Origin of the sequence: Amycolatopsis sp. NPDC058986, from assembly GCF_042741125.1 — a bacterium.
GTDB lineage: Bacteria > Actinomycetota > Actinomycetes > Mycobacteriales > Pseudonocardiaceae > Amycolatopsis.
Map to the genome: position 1 here is coordinate 24,172 of NZ_JBHYJW010000026.1, position 16,769 is coordinate 40,940.

Here is a 16,769-nt window from a genome sequence, read left to right on the forward strand (position 1 = left end):
ATTCCGGCTCAGCGGCCGGGGAACCCGTCGACGAGACGACGGCGGTCGACCTTGCCGTTGTCGGTGATCGGGAACTGTTCGCGGTGGTGGAACCCCCGCGGCCGCATGTACCGCGGCAGGTCGGCGACCAGCCCGTTCAGCTCCTCCTCGGCGAGCGGCTCCCCGAGGTAGAAGGCGTGCAGGTCGACTTCCCCGTCCGCGGCGGGAATCGTGACGACCACGGCCTCGGAAATCGCGCTGTGCCTGCGCAGAGCACTCTCGATCTCGCCGAGTTCCACCCGGTTGCCGAGCACCTTGACCTGGTGGTCGACGCGGCCCTGGTGCACGAGTTCGCCGTTCTCCCGGCGGATCCGGTCCCCGGTGCGGTACCAGTGCGCGGGGGTGAGCGGGGTGCTCCCGTCGTAGACCGTCACCTCATCGTCCACAATGGACACGAAGCGGCCGATGTTGTCGGCGGGGTCGAGGTAGCCGGGGAACCGCTGATCGCCGCGCACGCAGAGTTCCCCGTCGTCCGAGGGACGCAGATCCTCGTCGAGCAGCACGTATTCCAGGCGGGGGAAGACATCCCCTATCGGCAGCGAGCCGTTCGAGGTCTCGATCCGCTCGGCCGGGTCGGCAGGCACCTCGTAGGCGGTGACGATGCAGGCGCACTCGCTCGGCCCGTAGCAGTTGATCACCGCGGTGTTCGTCGCGGCCGCGGTCCACGCCTCGACGTGCTCCACGGTGAGCGCCTCGCCACCGAACGAACTCAGCTCCAGCGTCGGCATGCTGCCGGGGCCCAGCGCGCGCAACCGCTTGGCGAACCAGATCAGCGAGGGCACGGACATCCAGTGCGTGAGGCGCCGGGTGTTGATGAACTTCACCGGCGCGAGCACGTCCGTGCGCTGCGCGACGACCACCGCGCCACCGCCGCCCCACGTCCCGAACATGGCCAGCGCGTGCCCGTCGAAGCTCAGCTCGAACGTCTGCGCGCCACGGGAGGCAGGCCCGAACCGGTAGCGCTTCGCCACCTCGGACAGGAACCCGGAGACGTTGGCGTTCGTGATCGGCACGCCCTTCGGGCGGCCGGTGGTGCCACTGGTGCAGATCAGGTACGCGGGCTCGTCCGGATCGGGCTCCACGACCGCAGGGACCACCAGCGCGGGATCCGGTTCCAGATAACGCTTCCAGCCGTCCCCGGTCAGGTCGAGGATGTCGACACCGGCGTTGGCCCGGTACTCCGCCGCGCCGTCGCCGGCGCTGTCGTCGACCATGGTGAGGTCCAGCCCCACCTCGGCGGTGATGCCCAGATTGCGGGCGGCCGGGTTGGCCGGGTTCATCGGCACCACGGTCGCGCCGAGCCGCAGCGCCGCCAGATAGGCGATGTAGCCGGGGGTGCTGCGCGCGGTCAGCAGCCCGATCCGCTTGAGCGTGCCGTCGTGCGCGGCCCGCATCGCTCCCGAAACCTGCTCCACCGCGCCCAGCAGCTCGCGGTAGGTGTAGGTCTCGGCGCCGACCTCCAGCGCCACATTGTCCGGGTATGCCTTCGCCGAGGCGTGGAACCAGTCGAAGAGGGAACGGGTTGTCATAACGGCAGGCTCCTGGGGTTCAGTGGGCGAGGAAGGCGGCCAGCGGGTCGCTCAGCGCCGCGAAGTTCTCCGGCTTGGCCACGGAGTAGTGATCGACGTCCACCGTGTGTTCACGCAGGTCCGGGGCCAGCCTCCGCCAGGCAGCCAGGTTCTGCTCCCGCGCGTCCGCCGGCTCGGCGCAGGTCACCAGCAGCACCCGTCCCGCGTACGGGCGGTCGACGTTGTTCTCGGCGAGCGCGTTCAACTGGCCCAGCAGCACGCCCTTCAGCCGCGCCGCGCTCCCCTCGTCGGGGCTGGGGCCGAGCTGACCGCCGATCTTGCCGAGCAGCCAGTCGGTGAACTCGGCGTCGCCCACGAAGGGGAACGGTGACGAGTCCAGCAGCACCAGCGCGGGCTGGACGCCACGCTCGGCCAGCCGCTGGCACACCTCCCAGCCGATCACGCCGCCCATCGACCAGCCGACGATCAGCGACGGCTCGATCCCCGCGTCGTCCAGCGTCCGCAACGCCGAGTCCGCCATGTCGGAGAGCCGGTTCTCGGGTTCTTCGCCTGCCACCAAGCCTGACGCCCGGATGCCGTACACATTGCCGGTCTTCCCGAGGAATCCCGCCATCCGCAGGTAGTAAGCGAGACCGCCACCTGCGCCGGGGAGCAGCACGTACGAGGGCCGAGACCCCTTACGTACCAACGGGATCAGCCGGTCGCTCGCCGTCACTTTCAGCATTCTTCCTCCTGTGCCGAGTGGATCAGCGCGGCCAGCGTGGCGATCGTGGGCGACGCGAAGAACTCGCCCATCGCCAGCGTGACCCCGTAGGCCTGCTGGATCTCCGCGAAGGTGGTGAAGATGTTCAGCGAATGCGCGCCGTACTCCAGCACCGGCCGGTCGCGGACGATGCCGTCGACCTTGAGCACGCGTGACCACAAGGCCGCAAGTTCGCGTTCGAGGTCACTCTCGTACTCGACGGACACCTGGGTGTCGTCCTGCCGCTGGGCGGCGAGCAGTTCGCCGACCATCCGGCCGAGTGCCGCGCGGTCGGTCTTCCCGGTGCCCGTCGCCGGGATCTCGGGCACCGTGAATATCCACAGTGGACGCATGTACTCGGGCAGTGTCGCCGCGAGATGGGTACGCACCCGCTCCGGATCGGGCGTCGCACCAGGATGCGGGACCAGCAGCAGCGCGAGTTCCTTGGCGGCGCCTTCGCCCTGCACCACCGCGACGGCCTGGCGTACCCCGAGCACCCGGGTCGCCACCGCCTCGATCTCGGACAGCTCGACCCGGTTGCCCCGGATCTTCACCTGGGTGTCGAGCCTGCCGAGGTAGATCAGCTCGCCGCGGTGGTCACGGACCACCAGGTCCCCGGTGCGGTACATCAGGCCGGATCCGGCGAAGGTGTCCGGCACGAACCGTTCCCCGGTCAGCACCGGATCATTGCGGTAGCCATCGGAGAGGCAGTTCCCGCCGAGATACAGCTCGCCGGAGACGCCCACGGGCGCCAGGTGCCCGGTCGCGTCAACCACGTACGCGGCCACGCCGGGCAATGGCGTCCCGATCGGCACGTGCACCGGCCACACCGCGTCCTCCGCGGACAGCCGACGCGTGGTGACGGCCTGGGTTTCGGTGGGGCCGTAGTGGTTCACCAGCTCGCAGTGCGGATGCTGGACGAAGAACTCCCGCAGTTGCTCGTCCACCAGCAACTGCTCACCCGAGACGCAGAGATGACGCAACGCGGGCAGCCGCGTTCCCCGGTCCAGCGCGTGCAACGCCAGCGGGCGCAGCGCCGCCACCGGCAGGTAAACGTGCGTGGCTTCGACTTCGGCGATCCGCCGCAGCACCGCGGCGAAGTCACGCCGATCGGCCGCTCCGCGCGAAACCACCGTGCCGCCGCTGAGCAGGGTCGGCAGGATTTCCTGGAAGCACACATCGAAACCGAGCGGCGCGTACTGGAGGAACCGGGTTTCGCGGTCCATGCGCAGCGCGTCGGCCTGCCAGGCGGCCAGATGAGTCAGCCACCGCTGTCCCATTTGGACACCCTTGGGCGCTCCGGTCGAGCCCGAGGTGAACATGACGTAGACCGGCGCGTCCGGATCATGCGCGGCCTCGACGGGGTCGGCCTCCGCCAGTTCCTTGACGGCCACCGCAGGTACGCCCCGGACGACTTCATTCCCGGCGACCAGACGGCATTCCGCCTTGTCCGCCATGTAGGCCAGGCGTTCGGCCGGGAGATTTTCGTCGAGGGGAAGGAAACCCGCGCCACGACGGAGGATCGCCAGTATCGCGGTCACGGCGTCACCGAGGTTGTCGGCAGCCAGTCCGACCAGGTCGCCCCTCCCGATGCCCTGTTCGGCGAGTCCGCCGGAAGCCCGCTCCACCGCGTCGACGAGTTCCGCGTAGGTCAGTCGGCGTCCGGGTTCCTCGATGGCGATCGCGTCCGGGCTCTGCCGCGCCGTCGCTTCGACGCCCTCGACCAGCGTCGGATACCGCGGCCGCGAACTCCAGCCGTCGGATCGGGTACTGGCCGCCGCCGACGCGTCGGTGAACAGCTCGGCCAGCGTCCGGGAGCTGTCGTCCCACGCCCGCCGCAACGCGGTGCGCAGGGAGGTGAGCAGGCCGTCGGCCACGACCGGGGCGATCAGTTCCTTGTCGTACTCCAGTTCCAGCAGCCAGCTGCCGTCCACCGGCGTCGCGCCGAGCCACAGGTCGAACTTGGCCGTGTCGTTGCCCGGTTCGCTGACCCGGCGCACCGGGCCGTCCGGCCCGGCCGCGAAGGTGTCCTGCATCGCCAGCATCGCCGAGAACAGCGGATTGCGGTTCGTCGTCCGGTCCGGCCGCACGTCCGCGACGAGCTGGGTGAAACTGATATCGGTGTTGGCCCGGCAGAAATCGATCGCCCCACTGACCACTGTGGACAGATGTTCGGCGACCGTGCGATGCCAGTCGACCGACACGTTCACCGGCAGGGTGTTGACGAAGAACCCGCACAGGTCGAAGGCACCGATGGTGCGTCTGGCCAGGAACGGGCAGCCGACGAGCACCTCCGGCACGTTGCCGTGCCGGGCCAGCACCGCGCCGTAGATTCCGGTGAACAGCACGAACGGCGAGACGTCGAGCCGTTGACAGAGGCTGTGGAGGGCACCCGCCTCCGCGTCGTCGAGCCGCCACCGCACCCGTCCCCCGGTGAACGAGGTCTGAGTGGGCCGTCCCGGCCGTGGTGCCAGCTCCAGCGGCGGCACCGTGCGCAGCCGCTCCGCCCACGCCGCGGACCGCTCGAGCGCATCCGCGGACGTCGAAGCCCGTTGCTGTGCCAGCACTTCCTTGAGGTAGGCACGTTCGCGCAGGCTGACCTTCGCGTCGATCTCCGCCGAGGTGAGCGGTGCGGTCAGCATGCGCTCCAGGTCGCCGACCATCGGGCCGACCGATATCCCGTCGAGAATGATGTGATGGTCTGCCAGCAGGATCACCGAGGCACTGTCGTCGCTCGCGCGCACCGTGGCGAACCGGTACGCCGGGCCGTTCTCCAGATCGAACTCGGGCCTGCCGATCCTGTGGGCGGTGGTCGCGACCGCCGCCTCGAACTCGGCTGGCGCCACGACCACCCGTTCGCACGGGAGAGTGGGGGCCGCCGGGGTGAGCCGGGCGTGCATCTCGGGCAGCACGCCGAAGGTCTGACGGAGCGCGGGCTGCATGGCGACCATCGCGGCGAGCGCGGCCTCGACCTGGGCGGCGTCATACCGTGGATCGAGGTCGAACCGGACCAGCATGTTGTAGACCGGCTGGCCGGAGGCCCGGTTGTGCACCACGAGAAGCCCCTGCTGGGAGCCGGTGAGGGGGAAGCGCGGCCCCGTCTCGGTCAGCATGCGGTGGCCGCCAACCGCGTCAGCCAGGCCTTGAGATCCCCGATCGTACGCACGTCGACGAGGTCGGCGAGGTCGATCTCCGCGTCCTCGTCGGAAACGACCTCGACCGCCAGCCGGAGCAGCGCCAGCGACTCGATTCCCGCCTCCAGCAACGGCGTCGCGTCGGTGAAGCGTCCAGTGGCGTACTTCTCGATTGTTCGATCGAGATCCGAAGTCACGGGCATACCCCGTCCCCTCTCGCAATAGTTCGTCCTGGGCACTTCCGGTTTTCGACCGCGTTCACCCCACCACGCGATTGCGAAATATCTCGCACATCACCGGACGCACACTGGCTATCCCGAACGCGAAGTTTTCTTGGCGCTTCGAACAATCTACCCGCTGTGCGACGCCGACGTGACGCTCAATCCTGCCCTTGAGGGCAATCGAGCAAACCAGGAGAGAGCGCAATACACCTACCGTAACCCTCCCGCACCAAACGAAGCGATCTTCTATTTCTCACACCATTTCCCATGCACGAATACCTTGGATTCCATGACGAACGCATGCTTTTCCCAGGAAGAAGTCACACCCCGGCACCGACGGCCACCAGAACACGACGATGATCGGCCCGGGGCGGCACCGCGCACGACTCGCCGCCGTTCTAGTGAGCCACTGGGGCTCGCCCCCCGATCTACGGAGCTGAGACCCCCACTCCAGTCCTAAGTGGACTTCTTGCCAAAAGGCGCCCCTGCCCAGGTGCCTCGCTCCGACCATGCCCCGGAGAAGCCTGGGCGCGCTACCAGGTTTCGATGACGGTACGTGCAGCGGCGTCGGAGTCACCGCTGGTCAGGTGCGCGGTGACGACGGCGTGCAGGACAGTGGCGGCTTGGGCGAAGATCTGTTCGGAGGAGTTGACGAGGTCGAACGCCGCTCGGTCGAGTGTGAGGGTTCCGGCAGGCAAGACCGGCGTCAGGGCGCCAAGCGTGTCCAGCACGGTGGGGCCGAACTCCGGAGGCAGCCCAGCGGTGAAGGGCTGGTTCCACAGCCGACTGGGGCAGATCGGCTTGTCATCGGCGTCGAAGAGGCTGTAGCCGGCGACCCCGACAGCGAGGTGCGTTTCCCGAGTGGTGCTGGGAGTGAACTCCCCACCGATGAGCGCGCGGGGTGTGATGCCACCCAACCGACGCAGAACCTCGACCACGATGCGAACGGGGCGAGATGCCTGCCCGGGACCAGCGGGGCGGGTGGTACGTAGCCAGTCGGCGACGGGATAGGCCGCGTCGCCGATGTCACCGCTGATCGCGACAGCCCCGTGTGGTGCTAGGTCGATGGTGCTCACCGTGGTCCCAATCCATTCATTTTTCGCCACCAGGGACCGAACAACGGTTCCTGGTCATCTGTCGATACCAGTCCTCACCTGCAGGGGCGTCCGTTACAAACGACCATGGCCGGTCGCTGGTTCTCGTCGTTCTGCATCGTTTCCCGGGAGGAACCGGGGAGATGTTCATGCTCCGACGTGAGCAGAGGTACCGCTCACCCGCCGGATAACCAGTTGAGGGCGTAAACCGGCGAGCCGATCTTGACCGGTAGCGACCAGTCGGCCGCTGACCAGGGAGTTTGAGTGGGCCGCCTGGGGCTCGAACCCAGAACCTACGGATTAAAAGTCCGCAGCTCTACCAATTGAGCTAACGGCCCGCGCGGCCAAGTCTAGCGGGGCCTCGGCCGCGGCCGCCGGTCGCCCTGGAGTGCCGGTCAGGCGATGTCCCGGCGGCGCAGTAGCCAGCCGCTGACGACGCCGAAAACCAGCAGATAGCCGGCAACCACCGCGGTCGCCTGTCCGCCGCCGACGATCTGTCCGACACCGGGAGTACCCGCGTTGGCACCGAGTGCGGCAGCCAGCGCTCCGGCGTTCGGCCCTGGCAGTGCCTTCTGCAGCTGAGCGACCCAGTCGAGCAGAGGTGCGGCGATGGAGGCGAGCAGGTTCTGCACTGCCAGCAACCACACAAGACCGAGGCCGATCGGCAGCGCCACCGACCGCAAGCCGACGGCGAGCAGGATGCCCAATGTCCCCCACATGGTCGTGACGAGCCAGCCCGCGCCGACACCGAGCAGCAGGTCGGCCACGCCAGGCCAGTGCATCGGCTGGTTCTCGACCGAGGCGACGACGACGCTCGCGGCGGAGGTCGACACGAACAGCGCCAGGACGCCCAGCAGCGTCCCCGTCGCCAGTGTCACCAGCTTGGCAGCGTGCACCGTCGCACGCGACGGCTGCTGCGCGAGCACGGTCTTCCAGGTCCCGAAGCCGTATTCGCTCCCGGCGACCAGCACGCCGAAGACCAACGCGAGCGCGCCGACGAAGACCGGCAGCCCGCCCAGCGTGCTGCCCACGATCGCCTCCGGCAGCATCGTCGCCAGGCCGCGGCCGCTGCCCGGCGCCCTCGACGACCCGTTCAGCCCGGCGAACGGAATCACATATCCGAAAGTCAAGGTCAGGACGACGGCGATGGCCAGCAGCAGCCAGGCCGCGGGCCTACGGGACTGCTTCGCCAGCTCGGCGCGAACGTTAGTCAGCATGAGGAACACCTCCGGTCAGGGCGAGGAAGGTCTGCTCGAGGTCGGGTTCCTGCCAGCCGAGCTCGCTGACCGAAATCCCGGCGCTGACGAGTTCGGCGTTGATCCGCGCGGCTTGGCCGGCATCGACGTCGAGTTCGATGACGTCTCCTTCGCCACGTACCAGCGTTGCTCCGAACAGTGCGCGAAGCCGGTCACGAGCTTGGTCCGCGGGACTGGCGACAATGCGTAGCGCGCCACCTGTGCGGAGATCGTCGACAGTCGTCTCGGCGATGAGTTTGCCGTGGTCGATCACGCCGACGCGGTCGCAGATCTGCTCGACCTCCGCCAGGAGGTGACTCGACAGCAGCACGGTGCAGCCGTCGGCGGCCAGCTTGCGAATGGTGACCCGCATGTCGGCCATCCCGGCGGGATCCAGTCCGTTGGTCGGTTCGTCGAGAATGAGCAGTTCGGGCTCCTTGAGCAGGGCGGCCGCGAGTCCGAGCCGCTGTTTCATCCCCAGTGAGTAGGTCGCGTAGCGGTCCTGGGCCCGGTCGGTCAGGCTCACGGTGCCGAGCACGGCGTCCACGCGCGCCCGGCCGACGCCGGCGTGGTCGGCGAGGATCCGCAGGTTCGTTCTCGCGGAAAGGTAGGGGTAGAACGCGGGGCCCTCGATGAGCGCTCCGACCCGCTCCAGGCTGCGAGGGCCCGGCTCCCTGCCGAGCAGGCGCAGCGTTCCCGCCGTCGGCCGGATCAGCCCGAGCAGCATCCGCAACGTCGTCGTCTTGCCCGCGCCGTTCGGGCCGAGGAAGCCGTAAACCTCGCCTGCGCGAACGGAGATGTCGAGACCATCGACGGCGGTCGCGGCGCCGTAACGCTTGGTCAGCCCGTGGGTTTCGACTGGCGTGTTCATGGCTGTCAGGCTCCGCTCTTCGAGGTGACCGCGCGTCCGTCGTGAAGCGGCTTCTCCACTACGTCGGACGCGGTAGCCCGGCGCGCGCGACGGATCCGCCCCCACGGTTTGAACGTCGAAAGCACGAAGGCGAACAGCAGCAGACCGGGCGCGACGATGACCGGATAGAGCAGTCCGCTCGGCGACCCGAGGCTCGTGTCGCCCGCCGCAAGACGCTGCGCATTGGCAGCGACGTCGTTCAGCCCTGGCCGGAGAACGAACAGGATCAGCAGTGACATCACCACGTTCACCACGAGCTTGGCGAACACCCACCAGTACCTGAACAGACCGTATTTGCTGCCGACGGCGAGCACGATCCCGCTGGCCAGGCAGAGGAGGCTCGCGACCAGCATCGGCCAGCCCGCGAAAAGCTGGAGCACCCGATAGCTCCCGGCGGTGACCTCGGGATCGCTGGTCAGCAACGCGGTGCAGACCAGGATCCCGAGCGCGATGTCCATACCTATCCACGCGCCGGCCGAGACGATGTGCGTGACCAGGAAAGCCTTACGCCTACGGGGTCCCAGCCTGCGCGGCCGGGCCGATGAGCTGGTCGTCATGGTCTGCCTCCCGGAGACGGATTCGTCGTGGTCGTCCCTATCGTCGAGTTCCTGGCGGCTCCGGTCGTCAGCTCGGACGCGGCACTTCCGGCTACGAGTTCACGCGTACGGCTCACTCGCGCGCCGGAAATTGTCGGTGGTGGATGGGACGCTCTCGGCATGACCACCGGACCGATTCCCGAGGCCAGTCGACCCGCTCGCGTAGGGGGCGAGCGGGTCGATCCGTCCTGCGTGGCGGACGAACGGAGGTCACTCACCGAATATCTGGAATGGCACCGCCGGACCTTCGAGCTGAAATGCGCGGGGCTCGGCCAGGCGCAGCTCTCCGAGCTGTCGGTGCCACCGTCGGGCATGTCGCTGCACGGGCTCCTGCGTCATCTCACCGGCGTCGAGCGGTGGTGGTTCCGGCAGCAGTTCGCCGGTGAGGATCTGCCGATCCTCTACTACTCCGACGACGACCCGAACCAGGACTTCGAGAGGCTGGACGGTGATGTCGAGGAAGCCTTCGCGCTGTGGCGGGCGGAGTGTGAGCGCTCGCGGGAAATCGCGATGGCTGCGGAGTCGATGGAGCAGCAGGGCACCAGGCTGGGCACCGGGGAACCCTTCACGCTGCGCTGGCTCATGCTGCGGATGATCACGGAGTACGCGCGGCACCTCGGGCACGCGGACCTGCTGCGTGAACGGATCGACGGGGAGGTGGGCGAATAACCGTGTGACAACTTCATAGGCGAGCCAGCGGCGGGGCGGAGGCGATCGCGTCGTCCGGCGGGCGTGCGATGCTGGGCGCATGACCGCCGATCCTGATTCCGGGCTGCTTTCCCCGGTCCGCGCAGGCACTCCGGCCGAGTCGACTACAGGCGATCTGGCCTGGCTTCAAGCCATGCTCGACGCCGAGGCGGCGCTCGCCAGGGCGCAGGCCAGAGTGGGCACGGTGCCGCACACGGCCGCCGAGGCGATCACCGAAGCCGCCAAGGCCGCGGAGATCGACGTCGTGGCGCTGGCCAGGGACGCGCGCGCGACGGCGAACCCGGTGGTCGGACTGGTGAAGGCGTTGACCACGGCTGTCACCGCGATCGCACCGGACGCGGCTGACTACGTGCACCGTGGTTCGACCAGCCAGGACATCTTCGACACGGCGATGATGCTGGTCGCCGAGCGCACGCTACGGCCGCTCGCGACGGAGCTCGACGCGACCGCCGAAGCACTCGGCGAGCTCGCTCGCACCCATCGGGACACCCCGATGGCGGGCCGGACGCTGACGGCGCACGCCGTGCCCACGACGTTCGGGCTCAAGGCCGCGGGCTGGCGGCAGTTGGTCCTGGACGCGGCGCGCCGCGTCCGCCAGGTCCTCGAAGACGGGCTCCCGGTCTCGCTTGGCGGCGCCGCGGGCACGTTGGCGGCGTACCTGGAATACGCCCGTACCGACGGTGTCGACCTCGACGACTACGCCGAGCGGCTGACGACAGCGTTCGCCGAAGAAACGGGCCTGGCGGCGCGCGTTCTGCCCTGGCACGGACTGCGGACACCGGTCGCCGACATCGCCGGCGCGCTGGCATTCACCGCGGCGGCGCTGGGCAAGCTCGCGGTCGACGTCGAAACGTTGACCAGGACCGAGATCGGTGAGGTCACCGAGCCGGCCGCCACGGGCCGGGGCGGTTCGTCGGCGATGCCACACAAGCGCAATCCGGTGCTGGCCACGCTGATCCGGTCGGCCGCGCTGCAGGTTCCGGTGCTGGCCGCGGGGGTGACGCAGTCGATGCCCGCCGAGGACGAACGGTCCGCCGGGGTGTGGCACGCCGAATGGCAGCTGCTGCGCGAATGCCTGCGGTTGACCGGGGGTGCCGCGCACACCGCGGCCGAACTGGCCAAGGGGCTGACCGTGCACGCCGACCGGATGCGCGAGAACCTGGACGCGACCCATGGGCTGATCGTGTCCGAGCGCCTTTCGACGACGCTCGCGCCGCTCCTCGGCAAGGCGAGGGCCAAGGACGTCCTCGGCGAAGCGTCCCGGCGGGCTGTGCTCGAAAACCGGTCGCTCAGTGACGTGCTCGCCGAGTTCCCGGAGATCACCTCGGCTCTCGATTCCGCCACGATCGCCGGTCTGCTCGATCCGGCCCGCTACACCGGCGCGGCCGGATCGCTGGTCGACCGCGCTCTTCGCGAGGACGGCGGCGAAAACGCCTGAGGCCGACCTCGGTCCGGCGGTGAACGGGCCCTCGGCAGATTGTCACGCGCGGTCGGCGGCCCGTCCGAAAATTCTTTGAACCACCCCCGCGAAGCGTCCGTGTATCGGGGTACATGCAGCCGCGCCGAGCTGCGGAACCCCAACGGACACAAGGAGAATCTCCATGCTTCGCACGCGCATCGCCGTCGCCGCCGCTTCCGTGGCCGCGGGAATGGCCGTGCTCACCGCCTGTTCCGGCGCGACCGCACAGCCGGTCATCGCTCCGGCCGCCGGCACCGGTGGCGGCCAGGTGGGCAACGCCGCCCCCGGTTCTGGCCAGACCCAGCTGGTCGTCGCCACCGTCGCGAACATCGGCCAGGTCATCACCGACAAAGACGGTTTCACCCTCTATCGCTACGAAAAGGACACCGCCAAACCACCGAAGTCCAATTGCGACGGTGACTGCGCCAAGGCGTGGCCACCGGTGATGGCACAGGGCGACGTGCAGGTTCAGGGCGTCGACAAGGGCATGGTCGGCACCGTGAAACGCGGTGACGGCACCGAACAGATCACCGTCGGCGGCTGGCCGCTCTACCGCTACGCCAAGGACGCGAAGGCAGGCGAAGCCAAGGGCCAGGGCGTGGGCAACGTCTGGTTCGGGGTCAGCCCGACCGGCGGCAAGGCGGGCCAGGCCACCGGCGAGGGTCAGCAGCAGGGCACGGGAACGCAGCAGCAGGCCGCCGGCGTGAAGCTGAGTGCGGGCCAGGTCTCCGGGATCGGCCCGGCGATCGTGGACCAGGAAGGCTTCACTCTCTACCTGTTCACCAAGGACACCAAGAAGCCCTCGAAGTCGAACTGCAACGGCGACTGCGCGAAGACCTGGCCTCCCGTGCTTTCCAACGGTGGCAAGGTGGAGTTGCAGGGCATCGACGAGAAGCTGCTGGGCACGGTGAAACGCGCCGACGGCACCGAGCAGGTCACCGTCGGCGGCTGGCCGGTCTATCGGTTCGCGAAGGACGCGAAGGCGGGCGACGCGAACGGCCAGGGCGTGAACGGCAGCTGGTTCGTGATCGAGCCCAACGGCTGCAAGTCCGGTGGAACCGCGGCCAGCAACAGCGCCTCGGCCCCCAGCCAGCAGGCCCCCGCCAGTGAGCCGGCCCCTGCGAGCGGCAGCGGCTCCGGCAGCGTCGGCTACTGACCCCAGCTCCCTTATCAGAGGCCTGGTAGGCGCTTCCCGCAGCGCCTACCAGGCCTCTCCTTCACGGCAGACACAGCGGCAACCACGCGGCGAAGCGACAACCAGCTCTACTCGGCCATGTCGACCAGCGCACCGCGCGCGCCGGTGCGAGGCAGCGGCCACGGCTTGACCCCGCCGGAGGTGTCCGTATGACGCACCACCGCGCTGGGTGCGACCGTCCGCGCACCGATCCACGCGAGCAGGTCGGGGATCTGCGATTTGAAGGTGTTCATGTTGTGCCCGGCGTCCGGGATCTTCCACGAGAAGAACCCGATGGGCGGCTGCGCGGCGGTCTTGATCTGGTCGATGGCGAAGCTCTCGTAGCTCTCCTTTTCCCCCGCGATGGCCAGGATCTCCACCGGCGAGGGATGCAGCCGGACATTGACCCGCACGTTGTTCGCGTCGTCGATGTCCTTGCGGCCCTTGAACAGGTTCTTGGTCTCGGCGTCGACCTGCGCCTTGTCGTAACCGCTCACGCTGGCCGCCTGCCCGTACCACTGCGGATGCCGGGTGACCAGGTTCATCGCGCAGTAGCCACCGGACGACCAGCCCGCGATCGACCACGCGCGACGCTCGGGATTGAGCCCCAGCTTCTGGATACCCCACTCCCGCAGATCCGCGGTGAGGAAAGTGTCGTTCGCGGTCCCGTCGACCTCGTCGACGCACTCGGTGTCCCGTCCGACCCTCGGCGTCCCCGAGGGGTCCGGGATGATCACCACCGTCGGTGGCAGCGCACGTTTCGCGATCGCGGCGTCGAGCTGGTCGGGCAGCTGGTACGGACCCACCACCACCTCGGGCCCCGACGGGTAGTTCGGGATCCACTCGATGACGGGGAACTTCAGGCCTTTGTAGGTTCCGTCGAAGTACTGCGGCGGGAGATACACCGTGACGTCGCGGGTGACCCCGGTCCGGCGGCCGGTGACCTTCATGTGGACGACCGTGCCCTTGCCTTCACGCGCGCGTGTCGCGCCGGTGTCCCTCAGCTTCTCCAGGTCTTCGCCGTTGTGCGCCGCCTCGGCGTTGGTGCCCTGCGCGGAGTAGACGCCCGTGCCGGTCAGCGCGCCGACCGTCGGGAAGAACCCGCCGATCATGTTGCCGCCCATGGCGGTACTCAGCACGACGAGAACCACCGCGAGCAGGATGGTCGCGCTCCTGCCGAGTCGCTTGCGGCGCCACCGGTCCCAGAACCACGGCACCGCGATGATCGCGAGCACCGTCAGGACGATCACCACGATCAGATTGACCGGTGAGTCCAGTCTGATGCTGCTCAAGTGCATCGAACGCGTGTCCTTCCGGCGAGCCTCCTGCGCGCCCGGATGGCACAGGCCACGCCTCTATACCACGCCCAAGTGACCATTTTCGTTGCGATATCGTGTCCCGGGTCACACGGATGGCCTAGCGTGCGATCCCCCGACTCGTCGTATCAGTGGTCGCTAACATGGGTGAACACGCGGCAGCGAGGGGTTCATCCATGATCGATCACGACGACGCTCTCCGTGCCGTCGAGGGCAGCTTGGACCGGCCGTCCGCGGCCAGGGTGTACGACTACTTCATCGGTGGGGACACCCACTACGCGATCGACCGGGTCTTCGCCGAGAAGGTGCGGGAGCGGGTCCCCCTGATCGGTGACTACTGTCTCACCAGCCGCCAGTTTCTCGGCCGCGCGATCCGCGTCTGCGCCGAGGCGGGGATCCAGCAGTTCGTCGACATCGGTTCGGGCCTGCCGACAGCGGGCAACGTGCACGAAGTGGCCGACGAAGCTCGGCCCGAACGCGACACCCGGGTGCTCTACATCGACAACGAGCCGATCGCGCTCGCCCACTCGACCCTGCTGCTGGCGGACACCGCCGACCCGGAGCGCCACCACGCGATCGCCGCGGACTTCTTCCAGCCGGAGGACCTGTGGGAGCGGGTCAATGCCTCCGACATCATCGACGTGCGCCAGCCGGTCGCGCTGGTGATCAACGCCGTCATGCATTTCGTCAAGGACGAACAGGATCCGGACGCCCTGCTCGCGTTCTACCGCGACCAGCTGGCCCCTGGTTCGCTCCTGGTCCTCTCGCAGATGACCAACGAGAACCCCGCGAACGAGGACGAACGGCAAGCGCTGATCGATCTGCTGGAGTACTACGAGACGACGACCAACCCCGGTTTCCTGCGCACGATGACCGAGTTCGAGCGCTTCTTCGGCGGCTGGCCGATGCTGGACCCCGGCCTCGTCTACGCCCCGGCGTTCCACCCCGACAAGAAGACCGTGTTCGCGCACGCGCCGTCGGAGTCCCGCGTGATCGGCGGCATCGCGCGCAAACCCGCTCTCTGAGACCACCTCGCGGCCGGCACATCCACCCGGGCTCAATCCCGGGGTGGACGCCCTGGTCGTCGCGGACGGGCACCGTAGTGATCGACAGACGCTGCGAAAGGGAAGCCCGTGGACACCACGACCAACATCGTGATCGGCCTGATCGTGCTGGCCTGGCTACTGTCGCGCCAGGTACAGAAGCGCCTGGTCCGCGAGGACCGCAAACCGATCGTCCTGCTGATCCTGCTCGTGCTCGGCCTGGTCCAGCTGGGCGTGTTCCTCAAGGTCGGCGCGGCACCCTCGACCGGGGTCGTGCTGCTGCTGGTCGTCAGCTTCCTGGTCGCGGCAGCCTTCGGGGTGATCCGCGCTTACACCGTCCGGCTCTGGCGGAGTGAAGGCCAGCTATGGCGGCAGGGGACCTGGCTGACCGTGGTGCTCTGGCTCGCCGCGATCGGCGTCCACATCGGCCTGGACTTCGTCATCGACGGCGCGGCGACCGCGAAGGGCTTGGGCAGTGCGACGCTGCTGCTGTACGTGGCGATGTCGCTCGGCGCACAACGGCTGGTCGTGCAGTCGCGCGCCAACCGCGTGGTCCGCTCCTGAGCTTCACGACGCCTCGCGCAGCCCCTCCAGCACCGTGTGCACCGCGTCCCGCCCCAGCTCGACTGCGCGGCGCAACACCGCCGGATCGCGCTCCAGCGCGACCACGTCCGGCGAGCCGACCGGCGGCCGCACGGTGAGCAGGCGCTCGTCGGTGGCCAGCATCCGCTCGTCCTCCAGATCCCGGCGGTACTGATCGCGCCACGCGTCGATCGCCCCCGGCGCGTGGCGTCGCAAGAACCGCGGCACGACGACATCCTGAACCCGTGGTGGCGGCAGCGGTGGCTCGTCGGCACGCCGCGTCCGCAGTACGAGAACGTCGGTTGCCCCCTGCGCGAGCGCCGTGCGAAAGGGCAGCGGCTCCGCCACGCCCGCGTCGACGAACCTGCGCCCACCCAGCGCGATGGGTGGACCGGCCAGCACCGGCATCGCTGACGAAGCGGCCAGCGCGATCTTCACCGCGTCGACGTCGGTGAGAAACGGGTGCAGATCGGTGGACTCGCCGGTGTCCGCGTCGGTCGCGAGCGGGTGGAAGGTGACCGGGTTGGCCAGGATCGCTGGGAAGTCCATCGGCTCCAGCACCGAGTAGACCTGGTGCACGAGGTATTCGAGATCGATCACGGACCGCCCGCGCAACGTGTGCAGCGGATTGATGATGCGGCGCATCACCTCGGGGTTCCACCAGGTCCGCACCCCCGTCGCGGACCGGCCACAGAGCAGCCAGGCGCCGTTGAGCGCGCCGGCCGAGGAGCCGTAGACGGCATCGAACGCGGGCGCCAGGCCCAACTCGTCCAGGGCGAGCACCATCCCGCTCGAATAGGTACCCCGGCTGCTGCCGCCCTCGATCGCGACGGCGAGCCGCCGCGAATCCGCCCGTTTCCCCGGAACGCTACCCGTCGCCATCCGTTCGGCGATCAGCTCCAGTACAGGGTGCATCCCTCCATCCTGGTCAACCGCCGCGTCCCGTCGACCCGTTTTGTCTTCGATCGCTCGACCAGGGCGATCAGG

The 16,769-nt window shown here is 68.6% G+C and carries 15 protein-coding genes and 1 tRNA gene; 5 read left to right on the forward strand and 11 right to left on the reverse strand.

Going from position 1 to position 16,769, the window contains the following annotated elements:
• Nucleotides 1-8: 8 nt before the first annotated feature.
• From ACFW0G_RS22865 to ACFW0G_RS22905, 9 genes are all read right to left on the reverse strand, one after another.
• The gene (locus ACFW0G_RS22865; RefSeq protein WP_378327391.1) at nt 9-1,568 is read right to left on the reverse strand and encodes an AMP-binding protein; all 1,560 of its coding nucleotides are present in this window, start codon (nt 1,566-1,568) and stop codon (nt 9-11) included.
• A gap of 19 nt (nt 1,569-1,587) precedes the next feature.
• Entirely contained in the window at nt 1,588-2,292 is a 705-nt protein-coding gene (locus ACFW0G_RS22870; RefSeq protein ID WP_378327392.1) for an alpha/beta fold hydrolase, read from the reverse strand.
• Entirely contained in the window at nt 2,286-5,423 is a 3,138-nt protein-coding gene (locus tag ACFW0G_RS22875) for an amino acid adenylation domain-containing protein (RefSeq protein ID WP_378327393.1), read from the reverse strand. The genes ACFW0G_RS22870 and ACFW0G_RS22875 overlap by 7 nt, the downstream gene beginning before the upstream one ends.
• Entirely contained in the window at nt 5,417-5,647 is a 231-nt protein-coding gene (locus tag ACFW0G_RS22880; protein WP_378327394.1) for an acyl carrier protein, read from the reverse strand. Before ACFW0G_RS22880 ends, ACFW0G_RS22875 begins: the two co-directional genes overlap by 7 nt.
• A gap of 551 nt (nt 5,648-6,198) precedes the next feature.
• A complete protein-coding gene (locus tag ACFW0G_RS22885; RefSeq protein ID WP_378327395.1) occupies nt 6,199-6,741 on the reverse strand; it encodes a hypothetical protein in 543 nt (180 codons plus the stop codon).
• A 283-nt stretch (nt 6,742-7,024) separates the two neighbouring features.
• Nucleotides 7,025-7,097, reverse strand: a tRNA-Lys gene (locus ACFW0G_RS22890).
• A gap of 57 nt (nt 7,098-7,154) precedes the next feature.
• On the reverse strand, nt 7,155-7,976 hold the full coding sequence (locus ACFW0G_RS22895) for an ABC transporter permease (RefSeq protein WP_378327396.1): 822 nt from the start codon (nt 7,974-7,976) through the stop codon (nt 7,155-7,157).
• Entirely contained in the window at nt 7,966-8,865 is a 900-nt protein-coding gene (locus ACFW0G_RS22900) for an ABC transporter ATP-binding protein (RefSeq protein ID WP_378327397.1), read from the reverse strand. Before ACFW0G_RS22900 ends, ACFW0G_RS22895 begins: the two co-directional genes overlap by 11 nt.
• A gap of 5 nt (nt 8,866-8,870) precedes the next feature.
• Complete coding sequence (locus ACFW0G_RS22905; RefSeq protein ID WP_378327398.1) at nt 8,871-9,461, reverse strand: hypothetical protein; 591 nt, start codon at nt 9,459-9,461, stop codon at nt 8,871-8,873.
• Nucleotides 9,462-9,620: 159 nt separating this feature from the next.
• On the opposite strand from ACFW0G_RS22905, the gene ACFW0G_RS22910 reads away from it, so the two are divergent.
• The 3 genes from ACFW0G_RS22910 (at nt 9,621) to ACFW0G_RS22920 (ending at nt 12,823) form a co-directional block, all read left to right on the forward strand.
• Nucleotides 9,621-10,169, forward strand: a complete 549-nt coding sequence (locus ACFW0G_RS22910) for a DinB family protein (protein WP_378327399.1) — start codon at nt 9,621-9,623, stop codon at nt 10,167-10,169.
• Nucleotides 10,170-10,248: 79 nt separating this feature from the next.
• Nucleotides 10,249-11,646, forward strand: coding sequence for a 3-carboxy-cis,cis-muconate cycloisomerase (gene pcaB, locus ACFW0G_RS22915; RefSeq protein ID WP_378327400.1), 1,398 nt, complete (start codon nt 10,249-10,251; stop codon nt 11,644-11,646).
• Between the two features lie 163 nt (nt 11,647-11,809).
• Nucleotides 11,810-12,823: a hypothetical protein gene (locus ACFW0G_RS22920; protein ID WP_378327401.1), complete on the forward strand. Its 1,014-nt coding sequence runs from the start codon at nt 11,810-11,812 to the stop codon at nt 12,821-12,823.
• Between the two features lie 107 nt (nt 12,824-12,930).
• On the opposite strand, the gene ACFW0G_RS22925 is transcribed toward ACFW0G_RS22920, so the two are convergent.
• A complete protein-coding gene (locus tag ACFW0G_RS22925; protein ID WP_378327402.1) occupies nt 12,931-14,139 on the reverse strand; it encodes an alpha/beta hydrolase in 1,209 nt (402 codons plus the stop codon).
• A gap of 194 nt (nt 14,140-14,333) precedes the next feature.
• Here ACFW0G_RS22925 and ACFW0G_RS22930 point away from each other — a divergent pair, with 194 nt between their 5' ends.
• Nucleotides 14,334-15,182, forward strand: a complete 849-nt coding sequence (locus ACFW0G_RS22930; RefSeq protein WP_378327403.1) for an SAM-dependent methyltransferase — start codon at nt 14,334-14,336, stop codon at nt 15,180-15,182.
• 108 nt (nt 15,183-15,290) lie between these two features.
• A complete protein-coding gene (locus tag ACFW0G_RS22935; protein ID WP_378327404.1) occupies nt 15,291-15,764 on the forward strand; it encodes a hypothetical protein in 474 nt (157 codons plus the stop codon).
• 3 nt (nt 15,765-15,767) lie between these two features.
• On the opposite strand, the gene ACFW0G_RS22940 is transcribed toward ACFW0G_RS22935, so the two are convergent.
• Nucleotides 15,768-16,697 carry a patatin family protein gene (locus ACFW0G_RS22940; protein WP_378327405.1) on the reverse strand — a complete coding sequence of 310 codons (930 nt, stop codon included), beginning with the start codon at nt 16,695-16,697 and terminating at the stop codon, nt 15,768-15,770.
• Between the last annotated feature and the right edge of the window lie 72 nt (nt 16,698-16,769).